The organism is Pseudomonas sp. SZ57 (assembly GCF_009495975.1).
In the GTDB taxonomy this organism is placed as follows: Bacteria; Pseudomonadota; Gammaproteobacteria; order Pseudomonadales; family Pseudomonadaceae; genus Aquipseudomonas; species Aquipseudomonas syringae.
Window position 1 is genome coordinate 1 of the sequence record NZ_WIBD01000012.1, and the last position, 16,828, is coordinate 16,828.

Below are 16,828 nucleotides of genomic sequence, written 5' to 3' on the forward strand. Positions count from 1 at the left end.
CCAACCTTCGGGGGTCACACCAATATCCAGGGGGTACCTTTAACGCGCCGCCACGCCATGCCTCTGCAGCGCCCATTCCACATGCTCCCTGACCAGTTCCGAGGGATAGTCGCGCCGTGCTTGCAGGGCCTCGATCACCGGGATGGTGGAGGGCGCATTGCCCAGCCCCACGGCCAGATTGCGTAGCCAGCGCTCATAACCCGCCCGGCGCAGCGGCGAGCCTTCGGTGCTGCCGAGGAATTTCTCTTCATCCCAGAGGAACAGCTCGGCCAACCCGGCGTTGTCCAGGTTGTGGCGCGGCTGAAAGTCGCTCTGGTCGGTCGGCCGGGCGAAGCGGTTCCATGGGCAGACGATCTGGCAATCGTCACAGCCGAACACCCGGTTGCCGATCAATGGCCGCAGCTCTTCGGGGATCGCCGTCTTCAGCTCAATGGTCAGGTAGGAAATACAGCGCCGCGCATCAAGTACGTAAGGGCCGATAAACGCCGCGGTCGGGCAGATGTCCAGGCAGGCTGTACAGCGCCCGCAGTGTTCGGTTGCATGAGGTGCGTCGACCGGCAACGGGATATCGACAAATAGCTCGCCAAGAAAGAAGAAGCTGCCCGCCTTGCGGTTGAGCACCAACGTGTTCTTGCCGATCCAGCCCAGCCCGGCCTGTTCGGCGATGGCCTTTTCCAGCACTGGCGCGCTGTCCACGAAGGCTCTAAAGCCAAACGGCCCTATGGCCTGCTGAATACGCTCGGCCAGTTGCTGCAGGCGCTTGCGGATGAGTTTGTGATAATCACGGCCCAGCGCGTAACGTGAGACGTAGGCTTTTTCCGGCTCGGTCAGGCGCTGCGCCATCTCGGTGTCGCCCGGCAGATAATCCATGCGCAGCGACACCACGCGCAGCGTTCCCGGCACCAGCTCAGCGGGGTGGGAACGTTTGCTGCCATGGGCTGCCATATAGTCCATTTCCCCGTGATAGCCTGCATCGAGCCAGCGTTGCAGATGCTGCTCGTGCTCTGCCAGGTCCAGGCCGCTGATCCCGACTTCCTGAAAACCCAGCTCACGCCCCCACGCCTTGATTGAGACGGCAAGGGCGGCAAGATCGTCGGAAGTGGGAAGTACAGCAGTAATAGCGGACATGCGCAGAGAGAAACCGGGGCCAAGGTGCGTATAATTCTGCCAGACATCGGAGCCCATAGACGCATGTTCGACACTAAACCTCATTTACCCGACGCGCTGTACAGCGCTGCGCAGGTCCGCGACCTCGACGCACGGCTGATTGCGGCCGGCACACCCGGCCTGGAATTGATGCTGCGTGCGGCGCAGGCGTTGTGGCACACCCTGCTTCGGCGCTGGCCGGAGGCCAACGAACTGACCGTATTGACCGGGCGAGGCAACAACGCCGGTGACGGGTATCTGGTCGCTGCCATGGCGCACAAGGCCGGCTGGCAGGTCAGGGTGCTGTCTGTCGGCGACCCGGCCGCACTGACCGGTGATGCGGCGGCGGCGCATGCTGCGGCTTTCGGTATTCATATTCAGGCATGGGCCGGGCAGCCGCTGGCCGGTGTCGTGCTGGATGCCTTGCTCGGCACCGGGCTCGAAGGCAAGGTGCGCGAGCCCTATGTCTCGGCCATCAACGCTATCAACGACAGTGGTCTGCCCGTCGTGGCCGTGGATATTCCATCGGGCTTGAGTGCAGATACCGGGCAGACACTGGGTGTCGCGGTGCGTGCCGATGTGACCGTTACGTTCATCGGCCTCAAAGTGGGGCTGTTGACGGGCGATGCGGCGGACCTGGTGGGTGAGCTGATTTTCGACGACCTGCGTGCGGACCCGGCGCTGGTGGCGCAAGCGCCGTTCAGTGCGAAGCGCCTCGATAAACACAACCTGCCGCCACTCGCAGCACGCCCGCGAACCGCCCATAAAGGCCTGTTTGGCCGGGTGCTGGTCATCGGTGGCGATCACGGTTTTGGCGGCGCAGCGTTGCTCAGCGCCGAAAGCGCCCTGCGCAGCGGTGCAGGCATGCTGACGCTGGCGACAAGGCCCGAGCATGTTCCGGCCGCCCTGACGCGCATGCCGGAAATCATGAGCGCGGCGATTCATTCGGCCAACCAGCTGATGGGCTTGATCGAGCCAGCCAGCGTGTTGGTGGTCGGTCCCGGACTGGGGCAGGCGGCCTGGGGGCGCAGCCTGCTGTCGGCGGCTGCCAATGCGGATCGTCCGCAGGTGTGGGATGCCGATGCGCTGAACATGCTCGCCGCCGGGCTGGTCAGCCTGCCCAAAGGCAGTGTCATCACCCCGCATCCGGGCGAGGCGGCGCGGTTGCTGGGCGTGGGCATCAAGGACGTTCAGGCTGACCGGGCCGCTGCGGTGCGCGCGCTGGCGCGTAAATTCGATACGGTTTGTGTGCTCAAGGGCTCCGGCAGCCTGATTGCCGATGCGAGTGGGCAACTGGCGCTGTGCGACCGCGGTCATCCGGCCATGGCCACCGCGGGGCTGGGTGACGTGTTGGCCGGATTGACCGGCGCGCTGATGGCGCAGCATCTCAAGCCGTTCGACGCGGCCTGTCTGGCCGTGTGGCTGCACGCAAGCGCCGGTCAGAAAGTCGGTGAGTGCGGTCGAGGGCTGGCCGCCAGCGATATTATTCCTGCCATTCGTCAGTTATTGGAGGAGCTGCAACCGTGTCTGATTTAACGCTGCATGTGGTTGGCGAAGAGGCAATGATGGATTTTGGTGCACGTCTGGCCAAGGTCACTGAAGGCCTTGGCGTCATCTTTCTGGATGGCGATCTGGGCGCTGGAAAAACCACGCTTTCGCGGGGATTGATTCGCGGCTTCGGGCATGTCGGGGCCGTCAAGAGTCCTACTTTCACGTTGGTCGAACCTTACGAAATCGGCGCGATAAAGGTGTTTCACTTTGACCTTTACCGGCTGGTCGATCCGGAAGAACTCGAGTACATGGGCGTGCGTGATTACTTCGACGGCGACGCACTTTGTCTGATTGAATGGCCCCAGCGTGGTGCAGGCTTTTTGCCAAAGCCTGACCTGACCATTACCATTGGGCCGCACGGAGAAGGTCGGTCCGTGATATTGAGCCCGCTGGGCTCGCGTGGCGAACGTTGGTGTGCCACTTTGGCTTTGGAATTCAAATAGATATGGGGTTAGGTATGCGCATGCGCGCGCTGGTTACTGTAGTTGGTCTGCTGTTGATGGCCCTGGCTGTCGAGGCGGTTGCCGCTACGCAAGTACGAAGTGTCCGCTTATGGCGAGCGCCGGATAACACACGTCTGGTCTTCGACCTGACGGGGCCGGTTCAGCACAGCCTGTTTACCCTGACTTCGCCTGACCGTCTGGTGATCGATATCAATGGTGCGACGCTTGGCGGCCCCTTGAACGTACCGACGGCCAATACGCCGATCAGCAGCATGCGTTCTGCGCAGCGCACGCCTACCGACCTGCGCGTGGTCATCGACCTGAAAAAAGGTGTGACCCCGAAGAGCTTCACGCTGGCGCCGAATCAGCAATACGGCAACCGTCTGGTGGTCGACCTGTACGACAACGCCGCCGATGCCAATCCGACACCGGTCATTCCGGATACCGCTGCCAACACTGCGCCCGCGGTTCCGGTCAGCCCGGCCAAGCCTGAAATCAAGCTGACCCCGGTGCCGAACGGCAAGCGCGACATCGTCGTGGTGATCGATGCCGGGCACGGCGGGGAAGACCCCGGTGCCTCGGGCGGCGCCGGTCAGAAAGAGAAAAACGTGGTGCTGTCGATTGCCAAGGAGCTGCAGCGCCAGGTGAATGCCGAGAAAGGCTATCGCGCCGAACTGACGCGCACCGGCGACTACTTCATTCCGTTGCGCAAACGTACCGAGATCGCCCGCTCCAAGGGCGCCGACCTGTTCGTGTCGATCCACGCCGACGCCGCGCCGTCTTCCGCTGCGTTCGGCGCATCGGTGTTCGCCCTGTCCGATCGGGGGGCCACTTCCGAAACCGCACGCTGGCTGGCGGACAGTGAAAACCGTTCCGACCTGATTGGTGGTGCCGGCGCGGTCAGCCTCGATGACAAGGACCGCATGCTCGCAGGCGTGTTGCTGGACTTGTCCATGACCGCCTCGCTGTCTTCGAGCCTCAACGTTGGCCAGAAGGTATTGAGCAACATCGGCCGCGTGACCTCGCTGCACAAGTCACGTGTCGAGCAGGCGGGCTTCATGGTGCTCAAGTCGCCGGATATCCCGTCGATTCTGGTGGAAACCGGCTTTATCTCCAACGCCAACGAGGCCAACAAGCTCGGTTCTGCGTCGCATCAGCAGGCGCTGGCGCGTTCGATCACGTCGGGCGTCAAACAGTTCTTCCAGCAGAACCCGCCGCAGGGCACCTATATCGCCTGGCTGCGTGATAACGGCAAGCTGGCCCAGGGGCCGCGCAATCACGTTGTTCGGTCCGGCGAAACCCTGGCCATGCTCGCCGCGCGCTACGACATGAACATCGCCACCTTGCGCAGCGCCAACAATCTGAAGTCCGATGAATTGAAGATCGGCCAGGATCTGCGTATTCCAAGTTCCGAGGTGGCGACTCAGTAATGACCGATCTCCTGCTCGACGGCGCCGAAGCCGATAACGCTCAGACTGCCCTGAACGCAGCACGCATCGAACTGCTCAGCCCGCGTCTGGCCAACCAGATTGCGGCGGGCGAAGTTGTCGAGCGTCCGGCTTCGGTGATCAAGGAGCTGCTGGAAAACAGCCTCGATTCCGGCGCGCGGCGCATCGATGTTGACGTCGAGCAGGCCGGTATCAAACTGTTGAAAGTGCGTGACGATGGCAGCGGTATCTCTTCGGACGATCTGCCATTGGCGCTGGCACGCCACGCGACCAGCAAGATTCGCGACCTGGAAGACCTCGAGCGGGTCATGAGCCTGGGGTTTCGCGGCGAAGCGCTGGCTTCGATCAGCTCCGTGGCGCGCCTGACCCTGACCTCGCGCACCCGCGACGCCGATCAGGCCTGGCAGGTCGAAACCGAAGGTCGTGACATGGCGCCCCGCGTGCAGCCGGCCGCGCATCCGGTAGGCACCTCCGTTGAAGTGCGTGATCTGTTCTTCAACACGCCGGCCCGACGAAAGTTTCTGAAAGCCGAAAAAACCGAATTCGATCATTTGCAGGAAGTCATCAAGCGCATGGCGCTGGCGCGTTTCGACGTGGCCTTCCACCTGCGTCACAACGGCAAGACCGTGCTGAGCCTGCATGAAGCGCATGACGACACCGCCAGAGCGCGACGTGTCTCGGCAATCTGCGGGCCGGGCTTTCTGGAGCAGGCGCTGCCCATCGAGATCGAGCGCAATGGCCTGCATCTGTGGGGCTGGGTCGGGCTGCCGACCTTTTCGCGCAGCCAGGCCGACCTGCAATACTTCTTCGTGAATGGCCGGGCAGTGCGCGACAAGCTGGTCGCCCACGCGGTGCGTCAGGCGTATCGCGACGTGCTGTTCAATGGCCGTCATCCGACCTTTGTGCTGTTCTTCGAGGTCGACCCGGCCGCTGTGGACGTCAACGTTCACCCGACCAAGCATGAAGTGCGCTTCCGCGACGGGCGCATGGTGCATGACTTCCTGTATGGCACCCTTTACCGTGCGCTGGGCGATGTGCGCCCTGAAAATCAGCTGGGTGGCAGTGTGCCGGTTGTCGCCGAGACCCGCCCGAGCGGACCTGAAGCGGGTGAATTCGGGCCGCAGGGTGAAATGCGTCTGGCCAACAATGTGCTGGAGCAGCCCCAGGGCGAGCCGTTTGCCCGGCCTGCTGCCGGTGGCGGCGCTGGCAGCGGTTATCAGTATCAATACACGCCTCGGCCCACTGCTGGCGTGCCGGTGGCTGAAGCGCAAAGCGCTTACCGTGAATTCTTCGCGCCGCTGCCCAGTGCCGCGCCCGCGTCGCTGCCTGAATCGCCCGGTGATATTCCGCCGCTGGGTTATGCGCTGGCGCAGCTCAAGGGTATCTACATCCTTGCTGAAAACGCTCACGGCCTGGTGCTGGTGGACATGCACGCCGCTCACGAGCGGATCATGTACGAGCGCCTGAAAATAGCCATGGCCAACGAAGGCTTGAGCGGCCAGCCACTGCTGGTGCCCGAGTCCATCGCGGTCAGCCAGCGTGAAGCGGATTGTGCCGAAGAGCACCTTGCGACTTTCCAGCGCCTGGGCTTCGAACTGCAGCGGCTCGGCCCGGAAACCCTGGCGATCCGCCAGATCCCTGCGTTGCTCAAACAGGCCGAAGCCAATCGGCTGGTCAGCGACGTGCTGGCCGACCTCATGGAATACGGCACCAGTGACCGGGTGCAGGCGCACATGAACGAGCTGCTCGGCACCATGGCCTGCCACGGCGCAATTCGTGCCAATCGGCGTCTGGCCATCCCGGAAATGAACGGCCTGCTGCGTGACATGGAAAACACCGAGCGCAGCGGGCAATGCAACCACGGTCGTCCTACCTGGACCCAGATGGGTCTCAATGACCTGGATAAATTATTCCTGCGCGGTCAATGAATGAACGCTTTACCTCCGGCCATCTTTCTCATGGGGCCTACCGCTGCAGGCAAGACCGACCTTGCGATAGAACTGACCAAAGTGCTGCCCTGCGAGTTGATCAGCGTCGATTCTGCGCTGGTCTATCGCGGCATGGACATCGGCACCGCCAAGCCGTCGAAGGCGCAGCTGGCTGAACATCCTCACCGTCTGATCGACATTCTCGACCCGGCGCAAAGCTACTCCGCAGCCGATTTTCGCAGTGACGCCCTGGCGGCCATGGCGGAAATTACCGCACGCGGAAATATTCCTTTGCTGGTCGGCGGCACTATGTTGTATTTCAAGGCTCTATTGGACGGGCTGGCGGACATGCCGGCGGCCGATGCACAGGTCAGGGCGCAGCTTGAGGCCGATGCACAGGCCTTCGGCTGGCAGGCATTGCACGATCAACTGGCGGTGGTCGATCCCGTTTCGGCGGCACGTATTCACCCCAACGATCCGCAACGGCTGATCAGGGCGCTCGAGGTGTATCGCGTCAGCGGAATGAGCATGACGGCACATCGCGAGCAACAAACTGCGCAAAGTACCGAAGCAGCCGCATCAGGGCGCCAGCAATTGCCCTATACTGTCGCGAACCTTGCCATCGCTCCGGCTGATCGCAAGGTGCTGCACCAACGCATCGCGCTACGTTTCGAGCAAATGCTGGATCAGGGGTTTCTGGACGAAGTACTGGCATTGCGCTCAAGAGGTGACCTGCATTCGGGGTTGCCATCGATAAGAGCTGTCGGTTATCGCCAGGTCTGGGATCACCTGGATGGGAAGCTGACGCGGGATGAAATGCAGGAGCGCGGCATCATTGCAACGCGCCAGCTGGCCAAAAGGCAGTTCACCTGGCTACGCAGCTGGGAGGACTTGCACTGGCTGGACAGCCTGGCCAGCGACAATCTGTCGCGCGCCTTGAAATACCTGGGATCGGTCTCCATATTGAGCTGAGTCCCTGCAATAGCCGTCTATCCTTGGGGGGTGGTCGGTCAAGCTAATCGAATTCGATTTATTATTTTATTGATCCTTAAAGGAGTGCGGCACATGTCAAAAGGGCATTCGCTACAAGACCCTTACCTGAATACCTTGCGTAAAGAGAAGGTCGGGGTATCGATCTATCTGGTCAACGGTATCAAGCTGCAGGGTACGATCGAGTCTTTCGACCAGTTCGTCATTTTGCTGAAGAACACGGTCAGCCAGATGGTTTACAAACACGCTATTTCCACCGTCGTACCGGTTCGCCCGATTCGCCTGCCAAGCGCTACAGACGCTGACGGCGCGGACGCCGAGCCAGGTAACGCCTGATAGGAGTCTGCCTTGTTCTTTGAGCGCCACAGTGGTGGTGAACGTGCAATTCTCGTTCATCTGGATGGTCAGGACCCTGAGGCGCGCGAAGATCCGCAGGAGTTTCAGGAATTGGCCATCTCGGCCGGTGCCGATACCGTTGCGTTTATCAACGTGCCGCGTCATCGGCCTTCGGCCAAGTATCTGATCGGCTCTGGCAAGGTCGAAGAGCTTCGCGATCAGGTCAAGGCCGAACAGGCCGATCTGGTCATCTTCAATCACACCCTCACGCCCAGTCAGGAACGCAACCTCGAACGCGTTTTCGAGTGTCGTGTGCTTGACCGCACCGGTCTGATTCTGGATATCTTCGCGCAACGGGCGCGTACTCACGAAGGCAAGCTTCAGGTCGAACTGGCCCAGCTTGAGCACATGAGTACCCGCCTGGTTCGTGGCTGGACCCACCTTGAGCGACAGAAAGGTGGTATCGGCCTGCGCGGTCCGGGTGAGACCCAGCTCGAAACCGACCGACGTCTATTGCGGGTTCGCCTGCGGCAGATCAAGGGACGGCTGGAGAAGGTTCGCAGCCAGCGTGATCAGGCCCGTCGCGGGCGTCGTCGCGCGGATATTCCATCGGTTTCACTGGTGGGGTATACCAACGCCGGCAAATCGACCCTGTTCAACTCGGTAACCGATTCGGATGTGTTTGCGGCAGACCAGCTGTTCGCCACGCTCGATCCGACCCTGCGTCGTCTGCAACTCGATGACCTGGGGCCTATCGTGCTGGCCGATACCGTGGGCTTTATTCGCCACCTGCCGCACAAGCTGGTCGAGGCCTTTCGGGCGACGCTTGAAGAATCGAGCAACTCCGATTTACTGCTGCATGTGATCGACTCCCACGAGCCGGATCGCATGTCGCAGATCGAGCAGGTCATGGCCGTGCTTGGCGAGATCGGAGCCGAGGGCTTGCCGATCCTCGAGGTCTATAACAAACTCGATCTGCTTGAAGGCGTAGAGCCTCAGATACAGCGCGATGCCGACGGCAAGCCGCAGCGTGTCTGGGTTTCTGCCCGTGATGGTCGAGGGCTTGATCTGCTCAAACAGGCTATCGCCGAATTGCTTGGCGACGACCTGTTCGTCGGCACGCTGCTTCTGCCTCAAAGTCTTGCCCGGCTGCGTGCCCAGTTCTTTGAACTGGGTGCGGTGCAGAGCGAAACGCACGACGAGGATGGTGCCAGCGTGTTGGCCGTACGACTGCCGCGCGTTGAACTCAATCGACTGGTGAGTCGCGAAGGATTGCAGCCGCTGGAGTTCATCGAGCAACACACTTTGCAATAAAAGCACGAGAAAGCCGTTGTACGGCTTTCCCGAGCATTCTGTAGCATTGGCCGGCGCGCCGCGGGCGCGTCTTTGCTTTATCAGATGGAGAGCGCTATGGCTTGGAATGAGCCGGGTGGCAACTCGAATAATCAAGATCCCTGGGGTGGCAAACGCCGTGGCGGCGACCGCAAGGGACCACCTGATCTCGACGAGGCCTTCCGTAAGCTGCAGGAAAGCCTGAAGGGGTTGTTCGGCGGCGGTAACAAACGCGGCAGCGATGGCGGCGGCAGTGGCAATGGCGGCGGTTCAGGCAAGGGCGGTGGCCTCGGCCTGCTCGGCATTGGCCTGGTCGTGCTCGTCGCTTTCTGGCTGTACAGCGCTATCTATGTGGTTGACGAGCAAGAGCAGGCTGTCGTGCTGCGTTTCGGTCAGTACCACGAGACCGTGGGCCCGGGCCTTAACATCTACTTCCCGCCGTTCGATCGCAAGTACATGGAAAACGTGACTCGCGAGCGCGCCTACAGCAAGCAGGGCCAGATGCTCACCGAAGACGAGAACATCGTCGAAGTGCCGCTCACCGTGCAATACAAGATCAGCGATCTTCAGGCGTTCGTGCTGAACGTCGATCAGCCTGAAATCAGCCTGCAGCACGCGACTGAAAGTGCGTTGCGCCATGTCGTGGGTTCCACGGCGATGGATCAGGTGCTGACTGAAGGCCGCGAACTGATGGCCAGCGAAATCAAGGAGCGTCTGCAACGCTTCCTCGATACCTACCGCACCGGCATCACCGTGACCCAGGTGAACGTACAGAGCGCCGCCGCGCCGCGTGAGGTGCAGGAAGCTTTCGATGACGTGATCCGCGCCCGTGAAGACGAGCAGCGTGCACGCAACCAGGCTGAAAGCTACGCCAATGGTGTGATCCCGGAAGCCCGTGGTCAGGCTCAGCGTATTCTCGAAGATGCCAACGGCTACCGTGATGAAGTGGTTTCGCGCGCCAAGGGTGAGGCGGATCGCTTTACCAAACTGGTTGCCGAGTACCGCAAGGCTCCTGAAGTCACCCGTCAGCGTCTGTATCTGGACACCATGCAGGAAGTCTTCAGCAACACCAGCAAGGTGCTCGTGACCGGCGACAAGGGGCAGAACAATCTGCTTTATCTGCCGCTCGACAAGATGATCGAGAGCAGCCGCAGCAGTAACGGCAATGGCTCCAATTCAGGTACGCCATCGCAGTCGGCCAATGATGCTGCCGCTGCTGCCGCCGCTGCCCGGGCGAATGAGGCTCAGCAGCGTGGTGAAGTACGTACCAGGGAGACTCGCTGATGAGTAACAAATCGCTGATCGCCCTCATTGTTGGCGTGATACTGGCCGTCATTGCCTGGAACAGCTTCTACATCGTGTCCCAGACAGAGCGTGCGGTCCTGCTGCAATTCGGTCGTGTGGTCCAGGCTGACGTTCAGCCGGGTCTGCATGTGAAGGTTCCTTACGTGAACCAGGTGCGCAAGTTCGACGGTCGTTTGCTGACCCTCGATGCACCGACCCAGCGCTTCCTGACACTGGAAAAGAAAGCGGTCATGGTTGATGCCTACGCCAAGTGGCGTGTGAAGGATGCGGAGCGTTTCTACACCGCGACTTCCGGCCTCAAGCAGATTGCCGACGAGCGTCTTTCGCGTCGTCTGGAATCCGGCCTGCGTGACCAGTTCGGCAAGCGCACCCTGCACGAAGTCGTGTCGGGTGAGCGAGACGCGCTGATGGCCGATATCACCGGTTCGCTGAACCGCATGGCCGAGAAAGAACTGGGGATCGAAGTTGTCGATGTCCGGGTCAAGGCCATCGATCTGCCGAAGGAAGTGAATCGCAGCGTTTTCGAACGTATGAGCACCGAGCGTGAGCGTGAAGCGCGCGAGCACCGTGCCAAGGGTAACGAGCTGGCTGAAGGCATCCGTGCCGACGCCGATCGTCAGCGTCGTGTGCTGCTGGCCGAAGCCTATCGCGAGTCGGAAGAAGCGCGTGGTGATGGTGATGCCCAGGCTGCCGCGATCTACTCCAAGGCGTATGGTCAGGACCAGGAGTTCTACGCGTTCTATCGCAGCCTGCGTGCTTACCGCGAAAGCTTTGCGAACAAGAGCGACGTGATGGTGCTTGATCCGAACAGCGAATTCTTTCGCTACATGGAAAAAGCCAAGCCGTAATTAATCACCCGCCGGGCGGCAAAACCGCCCGGTGGGGTGAACGTACGGTGAAACGTGTGTATCATGCGGCAGCCGGGAAATTCCCGGCTTTTTTGCGTCTGCACGATTGATTGGCCGTATCTGAATCAGAACGCGGCAAGATTTTTCGAGGAAAGTGGTCTGCAAGGCCTGTCTCGGGCATTTGTCGTGCCCGTCATACGGCGCACCACTTTCTGCTTCACTCAAGGTCGGCCTGTAGGCTGGCCGCCTGGATCACAGGGGAATGGCGTAATGGCAACGGTCGACCGCTGGCTGCTACCAGATGGCATCGAAGAAGTACTGCCACCGGAAGCGGCGCGCATTGAAGTAGCGCGCCGTCAGGTGTTGGATCTGTTTCAGAGCTGGGGCTATGAGTTTGTCGTCACCCCGCATATCGAGTATCTCGAGTCCCTGCTGACTGGCGCGGGTTCGGATCTGGATCTGCGCACCTTCAAGGTTATCGACCCGCAATCGGGCCGGCAGATGGGCTTTCGCGCCGACATCACGCCGCAGGTTGCACGCATCGATGCTCACACCCTGAAACGTGAAGGCCCGAGCCGTCTGTGCTACGCGGGCAGCGTTCTGCACGCCCAGCCACGCGCGCTGTCGTCCTCGCGCAGCCCGATACAACTGGGTGCCGAGTTGTACGGCGATGCCAGCCCGAGCAGCGACGTCGAAGTCATCAGTCTGATGCTGGCCATGCTGCAACTGGCCGATGTGCCGGATGTGCACATGGACCTCGGGCATGTCGGTATCTATCGCGGTCTGGCGCGTGCCGCCGGCCTGTCGGGTGAAGTCGAGCAGCAGTTGTTCGATGCACTGCAGCGCAAGGCCATCGATGAGGTGATTGCCCTCACCGCTGATCTGCCGCAAGAACTGGCAACAATGCTGCGCGCACTGGTCGATCTGTGCGGTGGTCGTGAGGTGCTGGATGCCGCACGTGATCGTCTGGCCGGCGCACCGGCGCCGGTGCTGGCCGCGCTGGATGACCTGCTGTCGATCGCCGAGCGTCTGACTGCGCGTTTCCCGCAGTTGCCGCTGTACTTTGATCTCGGCGAACTGCGCGGCTACCACTACCACACCGGTGTGGTGTTCGCGGTATTCGTACCGGGTGTGGGCCAGTCGATCGCTCAGGGCGGTCGTTACGATGACATCGGTGCCGACTTCGGTCGCGCCCGTCCGGCGACCGGCTTTTCCACTGACCTGAAAACCCTGGTTACTCTGGGCCAGGCAGAAATCGTCTTACCGTCTGGTGGCATCTGGGTGCCGGACAGTACGGATGCGGCACTCTGGCAGATGGTTTGCCAGTTGCGCAGTGAAGGTCAGCGTGTGGTTCAGGCGTTGCCTGGGCAGCAGGCGAGCGCCGCGCGTGAAGCCGACTGTGACCGGCAATTGATTCAGCATGGCGAGCACTGGCAGGTAATGCCGCTGGCTTCTTGAGTATTCCTGCCGGCCGCCGCCGGCACCAAGTTTGCGTGAATGAGGACAAGTGTTATGGGTAAGAATGTCGTAGTCCTGGGCACTCAATGGGGTGATGAGGGCAAAGGCAAGATCGTTGATCTGCTGACCGAACATGCTACCGCCGTAGTTCGCTATCAGGGTGGCCACAACGCCGGCCACACACTGGTGATCGACGGTGAGAAAACCGTATTGCACCTGATTCCGTCCGGTGTGCTGCGCGAAGGCGTGCAGTGCCTGATCGGTAACGGTGTGGTGGTTGCTCCCGACGCGCTCCTGCGCGAAATCGTCAAGCTGGAAGAGAAAGGCATTCCGGTGCGCGAGCGTCTGCGCATCAGCCCGTCCTGCCCGCTGATCCTGTCGTACCACGTAGCACTCGACCAGGCGCGTGAAAAAGCTCGCGGCGAGTTCAAGATCGGCACCACCGGTCGTGGTATCGGCCCGGCCTACGAAGACAAGGTCGCACGTCGCGGTCTGCGCATCGGTGACCTGTTCCATCGCGAGCGTTTCGCCGCCAAGCTGGGCGAACTGCTCGACTACCACAACTTCGTGCTGGTCAATTACTACAAAGAGCCTGCCATCGACTTCCAGAAGACGCTCGACGAGTGCATGGAATACGCTGACATGCTCAAGCCGCTGATGCTCGACGTCACCGCTGCGCTGCATGAGATGCGTCGCGACGGCAAGGACATCATGTTCGAAGGTGCCCAGGGTTCGCTGCTGGACATCGACCACGGTACCTACCCGTACGTCACCAGCTCCAACACCACTGCGGGCGGCATTGCCACTGGCTCCGGTTTTGGTCCGATGTACCTGGATTACATCCTGGGCATCACCAAGGCCTACACCACGCGTGTGGGTTCGGGTCCGTTCCCGACAGAGCTGTTCGATGACGTCGGTGCCTTCCTGGCCAAGCGTGGTCATGAGTTCGGTGCCACCACCGGTCGCGCACGCCGTTGCGGCTGGTTCGACGCCGTCATCCTGCGTCGCGCCATCGAAATCAACAGCATTTCGGGCCTGTGCCTGACCAAGCTGGACGTGCTCGACGGTCTGGAAACCATCAACATCTGTGTGGGCTACGAGAACGAAGAGGGTGCCGTCATTGACGCGCCTACTGACGCTGATAGCTATCTGGGCCTGCGTCCGGTCTACGAGCAGATGCCAGGCTGGAGCGAATCCACGCTGGGTGCCAAGACCCTCGAAGAGCTGCCTGCTGCCGCTCGCGCTTACATCAAGCGTGTCGAAGAACTGGTGGGTGCGCCTATCGACATCATTTCGACCGGTCCTGACCGCAACGAAACCATCGTGCTGCGTCATCCGTTCGGCTGATACGTCACCGGGCTGTGCCAAAAAGGGTCGCATGTGCGGCCCTTTTTTATTTTCGCGCCAGGCAGGGAGGCGCACAAAAGTGAGACTTGTGTCACGGCACGGCGCTTGCTACAAAGATGACAGAAAAGTGCCATCATTTTAGTGGCGCTGTGGGTGGAAGGATTCTCCTGTGTCTGCAGTCTTGTCTCTCTTGCAAAGTCGTTTGTTGCGTCCAGTCTTCATCGCGCTGGGTATCGCCCTTTTGGTGCAGGTGGTGGTGGCGGTTGCGCTTACCCGGAGCACGGTCACCGCGCTTGAGGCTGATCTCGCCAACCGTCTCGGGGTAGATTCGCAACATCTTTCCGCAGAGCTGGAGTCGGCGAGTAGCGAAGTGACATCGAGCCTCGATGCGTTGTCATCCAGCACTCGTCAGCGCCTGAGTGTCGGGCTTTCTACCCGCCTGAAGGACGAGCAGGCTCAACTGCGTGCCACGCTGGAGAAAGACCTTCGCGAGTCCGCGACCGACATGGCCGAACTGCTGGCTGCCGTCGCTCCGCGCGCCATGTGGGACAACGACACTCCGACGCTTTCCGAATTCGCACGCCGTGCCCAGCGCAATCCCAACGTACTGTTCGTCGTTTATGACGACGCCGCAGGTGAACACCTTACGCGTTACATGAACCGCGACAATCCGCTGGTCAAGGCTCTGCTGGCCAAGGGTGAAGGCGAGCGGGCGATGGACAAGGTTCTCAATGCGGCGAAAAACGATCCTTCCGTGTATTACGTCGAAGCATCCATCAGCCCTAACGGTGTGGAGATCGGCAAGGTGCGCATGGGTGTGTCCACGGCAACGGTCGAAGAGAACCTTGCCGCGCTGGACAAGCGTTTCGCGACCCTGATCACCAGTGGTGAACAGTTGGTGTCTGACAGCCTTGCCAGTGCCTCGAAAGACAGCTCGACTGCCTTGCGCACGCGTCTGCAGTCGGCTCAGGCGGCAGCGACTGCAATGACCGGCAATACGCGTGTCGCTGTTCAGGAAGCGGCCGAAACGCTGCGCTGGAGAATCGGCATGGGCCTGGCCCTGGTCGGCCTGGGCGTATTGCTGTTACTGGCGGTGGTGCTCGGGCGCCGGGTTGTCAGCAAGCTGCATCTGCTGATCGCGGCACTCAATGACCTGGCGGCGGGCGAGGGCGATCTGACCAAGCGCGTCAAGCTGGACAGTAATGACGAGATTGGTGATATGTCGGCCGCGGTCAACCGCTTCATCGACAAGCTGCAACCTATCGTCCGTGAGGCGGGCGAAGTGGCGCAGCGTACCGGGCAGGAAATCGGTGTCATGAGCGAGCGTAACGCCGGTGCCGATGCGGCGGCCGAATTGCAGCGGGACGAAGTGGCAGCCAGTCTGAAAGCGCTGGGGCAGATGGCCGACGAGGCGCAGTCGGAAAGCCATGCGATGCAGGCAGCCTTGCGTCAGGTGATCGATATCAAACAGGCCACCGATGAAAACACCCGTACCTCCAGTCAGGTTGGCGGGCTGATCGAAGCGCTGGCCGGGCAGGTTGAGACGGGGGCGCAAGTGATCGAGCGTCTGGCGCAGCAAAGTCAGCAGATCGAGGTGGTGCTGGAAGTCATTCATGGTATTGCCGAGCAAACCAACCTGCTGGCGTTGAACGCAGCCATCGAAGCGGCTCGCGCAGGTGAGACGGGCAGAGGCTTTGCCGTGGTGGCTGACGAAGTGCGTGCACTGGCCAGCAAGACGCAAAGCTCGACGGGCGATATTCAGGAACACATCGTGGCCTTGCAGCGCGGCGCGAAAGAGGCGGTCGCTGCCATCGGCATCGCCGGACGCCAGGCCAAGGAAGGTCTGGAAGTGCTGCGAGACAGCGCCAAGCGACAGCAGACGGTGCAGGCCTCGGTGGAGCAGGTGCATGCGGCCATTGGTCTGGCGACCAAGGCGGCCGTTCATCAGGCTGAAGGTGCCCAGGCGGTGCGTGGTCGGGTAGAGGTGATCCATGCTCAGGCCGAGCGTGCTGCCAAGGCGGTGGTGGAGACGACCGCCAGCGGCAAGGTGCTCGATGGGCTGGCTGCACAGTTGAAGGCGAGCTTGGGGCAGTTTCGGGCTTGAGTGTCAGGTGCGGCGCTGCAAATGTGGCGCTGCACTGTCTGCAGGAGGAGAGCTTTCGGGAGTCTGAAAGCAAAAAACCGAGCCATTGGCTCGGTTTTTTTGAATTGGTGCCCAGAAGAAGACTCGAACTTCCACGACCTTGCGGTCACCAGCACCTGAAGCTGGCGTGTCTACCAATTTCACCATCTGGGCAGCATCAGCAGCGTGTACGCCGTTGATGGGGCGCACTATACGGCGATCGTTTTACTCTGTAAACCCCTGTTTTGATTTAATAATCGAAACCCTGAAAATGCAAAAACCCGCTTTCGCGGGTTTTTGTGAGGCTTGAGACTGTTGTAGTCTGTTGCCTGAATTGGTGCCCAGAAGAAGACTCGAACTTCCACGACCTTGCGGTCACCAGCACCTGAAGCTGGCGTGTCTACCAATTTCACCATCTGGGCAGTATCGACAGGCATCAACCTGTCGATGGCGCGCACTATACGGAGCGTCTTTTAGGCTGTAAAGCCCGGCAGTGCAAAAAAACCAAAAAAAATCGCGGGCGGCGTGTTTCGGGTGTTTCAGCGGGGTCCAGGAGGCTTTTTGTCCAGTGGAT

General features: G+C 60.9%; 13 protein-coding genes and 2 tRNA genes. 12 read left to right on the forward strand and 3 right to left on the reverse strand.

What is annotated here, in order from left to right; genetic code table 11:
* Positions 1 to 39: 39 nt before the first annotated feature.
* Positions 40 to 1,128, reverse strand: a complete 1,089-nt coding sequence (gene queG, locus GE543_RS13445; protein WP_153221639.1) for a tRNA epoxyqueuosine(34) reductase QueG — start codon at positions 1,126 to 1,128, stop codon at positions 40 to 42.
* Between the two features lie 63 nt (positions 1,129 to 1,191).
* Here queG and GE543_RS13450 point away from each other — a divergent pair, with 63 nt between their 5' ends.
* From GE543_RS13450 to GE543_RS13505, 12 genes are all read left to right on the forward strand, one after another.
* The gene (locus GE543_RS13450) at positions 1,192 to 2,682 is read left to right on the forward strand and encodes an NAD(P)H-hydrate dehydratase (protein WP_153221640.1); all 1,491 of its coding nucleotides are present in this window, start codon (positions 1,192 to 1,194) and stop codon (positions 2,680 to 2,682) included.
* The gene (gene tsaE / locus GE543_RS13455) at positions 2,670 to 3,140 is read left to right on the forward strand and encodes a tRNA (adenosine(37)-N6)-threonylcarbamoyltransferase complex ATPase subunit type 1 TsaE (protein WP_003317192.1); all 471 of its coding nucleotides are present in this window, start codon (positions 2,670 to 2,672) and stop codon (positions 3,138 to 3,140) included. The genes GE543_RS13450 and tsaE overlap by 13 nt, the downstream gene beginning before the upstream one ends.
* 2 nt (positions 3,141 to 3,142) lie before the next feature.
* Positions 3,143 to 4,570, forward strand: a complete 1,428-nt coding sequence (locus GE543_RS13460; protein ID WP_198702760.1) for an N-acetylmuramoyl-L-alanine amidase — start codon at positions 3,143 to 3,145, stop codon at positions 4,568 to 4,570.
* Positions 4,570 to 6,516: a DNA mismatch repair endonuclease MutL gene (gene mutL / locus GE543_RS13465; protein ID WP_004409488.1), complete on the forward strand. Its 1,947-nt coding sequence runs from the start codon at positions 4,570 to 4,572 to the stop codon at positions 6,514 to 6,516. The genes GE543_RS13460 and mutL overlap by 1 nt, the downstream gene beginning before the upstream one ends.
* Positions 6,517 to 7,488 carry a tRNA (adenosine(37)-N6)-dimethylallyltransferase MiaA gene (miaA, locus tag GE543_RS13470; protein WP_003414475.1) on the forward strand — a complete coding sequence of 324 codons (972 nt, stop codon included), beginning with the start codon at positions 6,517 to 6,519 and terminating at the stop codon, positions 7,486 to 7,488. It begins immediately after the preceding gene.
* A gap of 93 nt (positions 7,489 to 7,581) precedes the next feature.
* On the forward strand, positions 7,582 to 7,842 hold the full coding sequence (hfq, locus tag GE543_RS13475; RefSeq protein WP_002551819.1) for an RNA chaperone Hfq: 261 nt from the start codon (positions 7,582 to 7,584) through the stop codon (positions 7,840 to 7,842).
* A gap of 12 nt (positions 7,843 to 7,854) precedes the next feature.
* Positions 7,855 to 9,156 (forward strand): ribosome rescue GTPase HflX, encoded by a 1,302-nt coding sequence (gene hflX / locus GE543_RS13480; RefSeq protein WP_046236074.1) that lies wholly within the window; start codon positions 7,855 to 7,857, stop codon positions 9,154 to 9,156.
* Positions 9,157 to 9,252: 96 nt separating this feature from the next.
* The gene (gene hflK, locus GE543_RS13485; protein ID WP_004409489.1) at positions 9,253 to 10,458 is read left to right on the forward strand and encodes an FtsH protease activity modulator HflK; all 1,206 of its coding nucleotides are present in this window, start codon (positions 9,253 to 9,255) and stop codon (positions 10,456 to 10,458) included.
* Positions 10,458 to 11,327: a protease modulator HflC gene (hflC, locus tag GE543_RS13490; RefSeq protein WP_003393535.1), complete on the forward strand. Its 870-nt coding sequence runs from the start codon at positions 10,458 to 10,460 to the stop codon at positions 11,325 to 11,327. Before hflK ends, hflC begins: the two co-directional genes overlap by 1 nt.
* Before the next feature lie 270 nt (positions 11,328 to 11,597).
* Complete coding sequence (locus tag GE543_RS13495; RefSeq protein ID WP_024664973.1) at positions 11,598 to 12,785, forward strand: ATP phosphoribosyltransferase regulatory subunit; 1,188 nt, start codon at positions 11,598 to 11,600, stop codon at positions 12,783 to 12,785.
* 54 nt (positions 12,786 to 12,839) lie between these two features.
* Positions 12,840 to 14,132: an adenylosuccinate synthase gene (locus GE543_RS13500; RefSeq protein ID WP_003366319.1), complete on the forward strand. Its 1,293-nt coding sequence runs from the start codon at positions 12,840 to 12,842 to the stop codon at positions 14,130 to 14,132.
* 169 nt (positions 14,133 to 14,301) lie between these two features.
* A complete protein-coding gene (locus tag GE543_RS13505; protein WP_371927164.1) occupies positions 14,302 to 16,236 on the forward strand; it encodes a methyl-accepting chemotaxis protein in 1,935 nt (644 codons plus the stop codon).
* Positions 16,237 to 16,341: 105 nt separating this feature from the next.
* Here the strand turns inward: GE543_RS13505 and GE543_RS13510 are convergent.
* Together GE543_RS13510 and GE543_RS13515 are read right to left on the reverse strand one after the other, a co-directional pair.
* Positions 16,342 to 16,428, reverse strand: a tRNA-Leu gene (locus GE543_RS13510).
* Positions 16,429 to 16,589: 161 nt separating this feature from the next.
* Positions 16,590 to 16,676 (reverse strand) — tRNA-Leu (locus GE543_RS13515).
* Positions 16,677 to 16,828: the final 152 nt, after the last annotated feature.

What these genes read in the sequence shown, in the direction of transcription:
- mutL (WP_004409488.1), top strand. Translation starts at nt 4,570, where the DNA reads ATGACCGATCTCCTGCTCGACGGCGCCGAAGCCGATAACGCTCAGACT.
- GE543_RS13500 (WP_003366319.1), top strand. Translation starts at nt 12,840, where the DNA reads ATGGGTAAGAATGTCGTAGTCCTGGGCACTCAATGGGGTGATGAGGGC.
- GE543_RS13460 (WP_198702760.1), top strand. Translation starts at nt 3,143, where the DNA reads ATGGGGTTAGGTATGCGCATGCGCGCGCTGGTTACTGTAGTTGGTCTG.
- queG (WP_153221639.1), bottom strand. Translation starts at nt 1,128, where the DNA reads ATGTCCGCTATTACTGCTGTACTTCCCACTTCCGACGATCTTGCCGCC.
- GE543_RS13495 (WP_024664973.1), top strand. Translation starts at nt 11,598, where the DNA reads ATGGCAACGGTCGACCGCTGGCTGCTACCAGATGGCATCGAAGAAGTA.
- hfq (WP_002551819.1), top strand. Translation starts at nt 7,582, where the DNA reads ATGTCAAAAGGGCATTCGCTACAAGACCCTTACCTGAATACCTTGCGT.
- miaA (WP_003414475.1), top strand. Translation starts at nt 6,517, where the DNA reads ATGAACGCTTTACCTCCGGCCATCTTTCTCATGGGGCCTACCGCTGCA.
- hflC (WP_003393535.1), top strand. Translation starts at nt 10,458, where the DNA reads ATGAGTAACAAATCGCTGATCGCCCTCATTGTTGGCGTGATACTGGCC.
- hflK (WP_004409489.1), top strand. Translation starts at nt 9,253, where the DNA reads ATGGCTTGGAATGAGCCGGGTGGCAACTCGAATAATCAAGATCCCTGG.
- GE543_RS13450 (WP_153221640.1), top strand. Translation starts at nt 1,192, where the DNA reads ATGTTCGACACTAAACCTCATTTACCCGACGCGCTGTACAGCGCTGCG.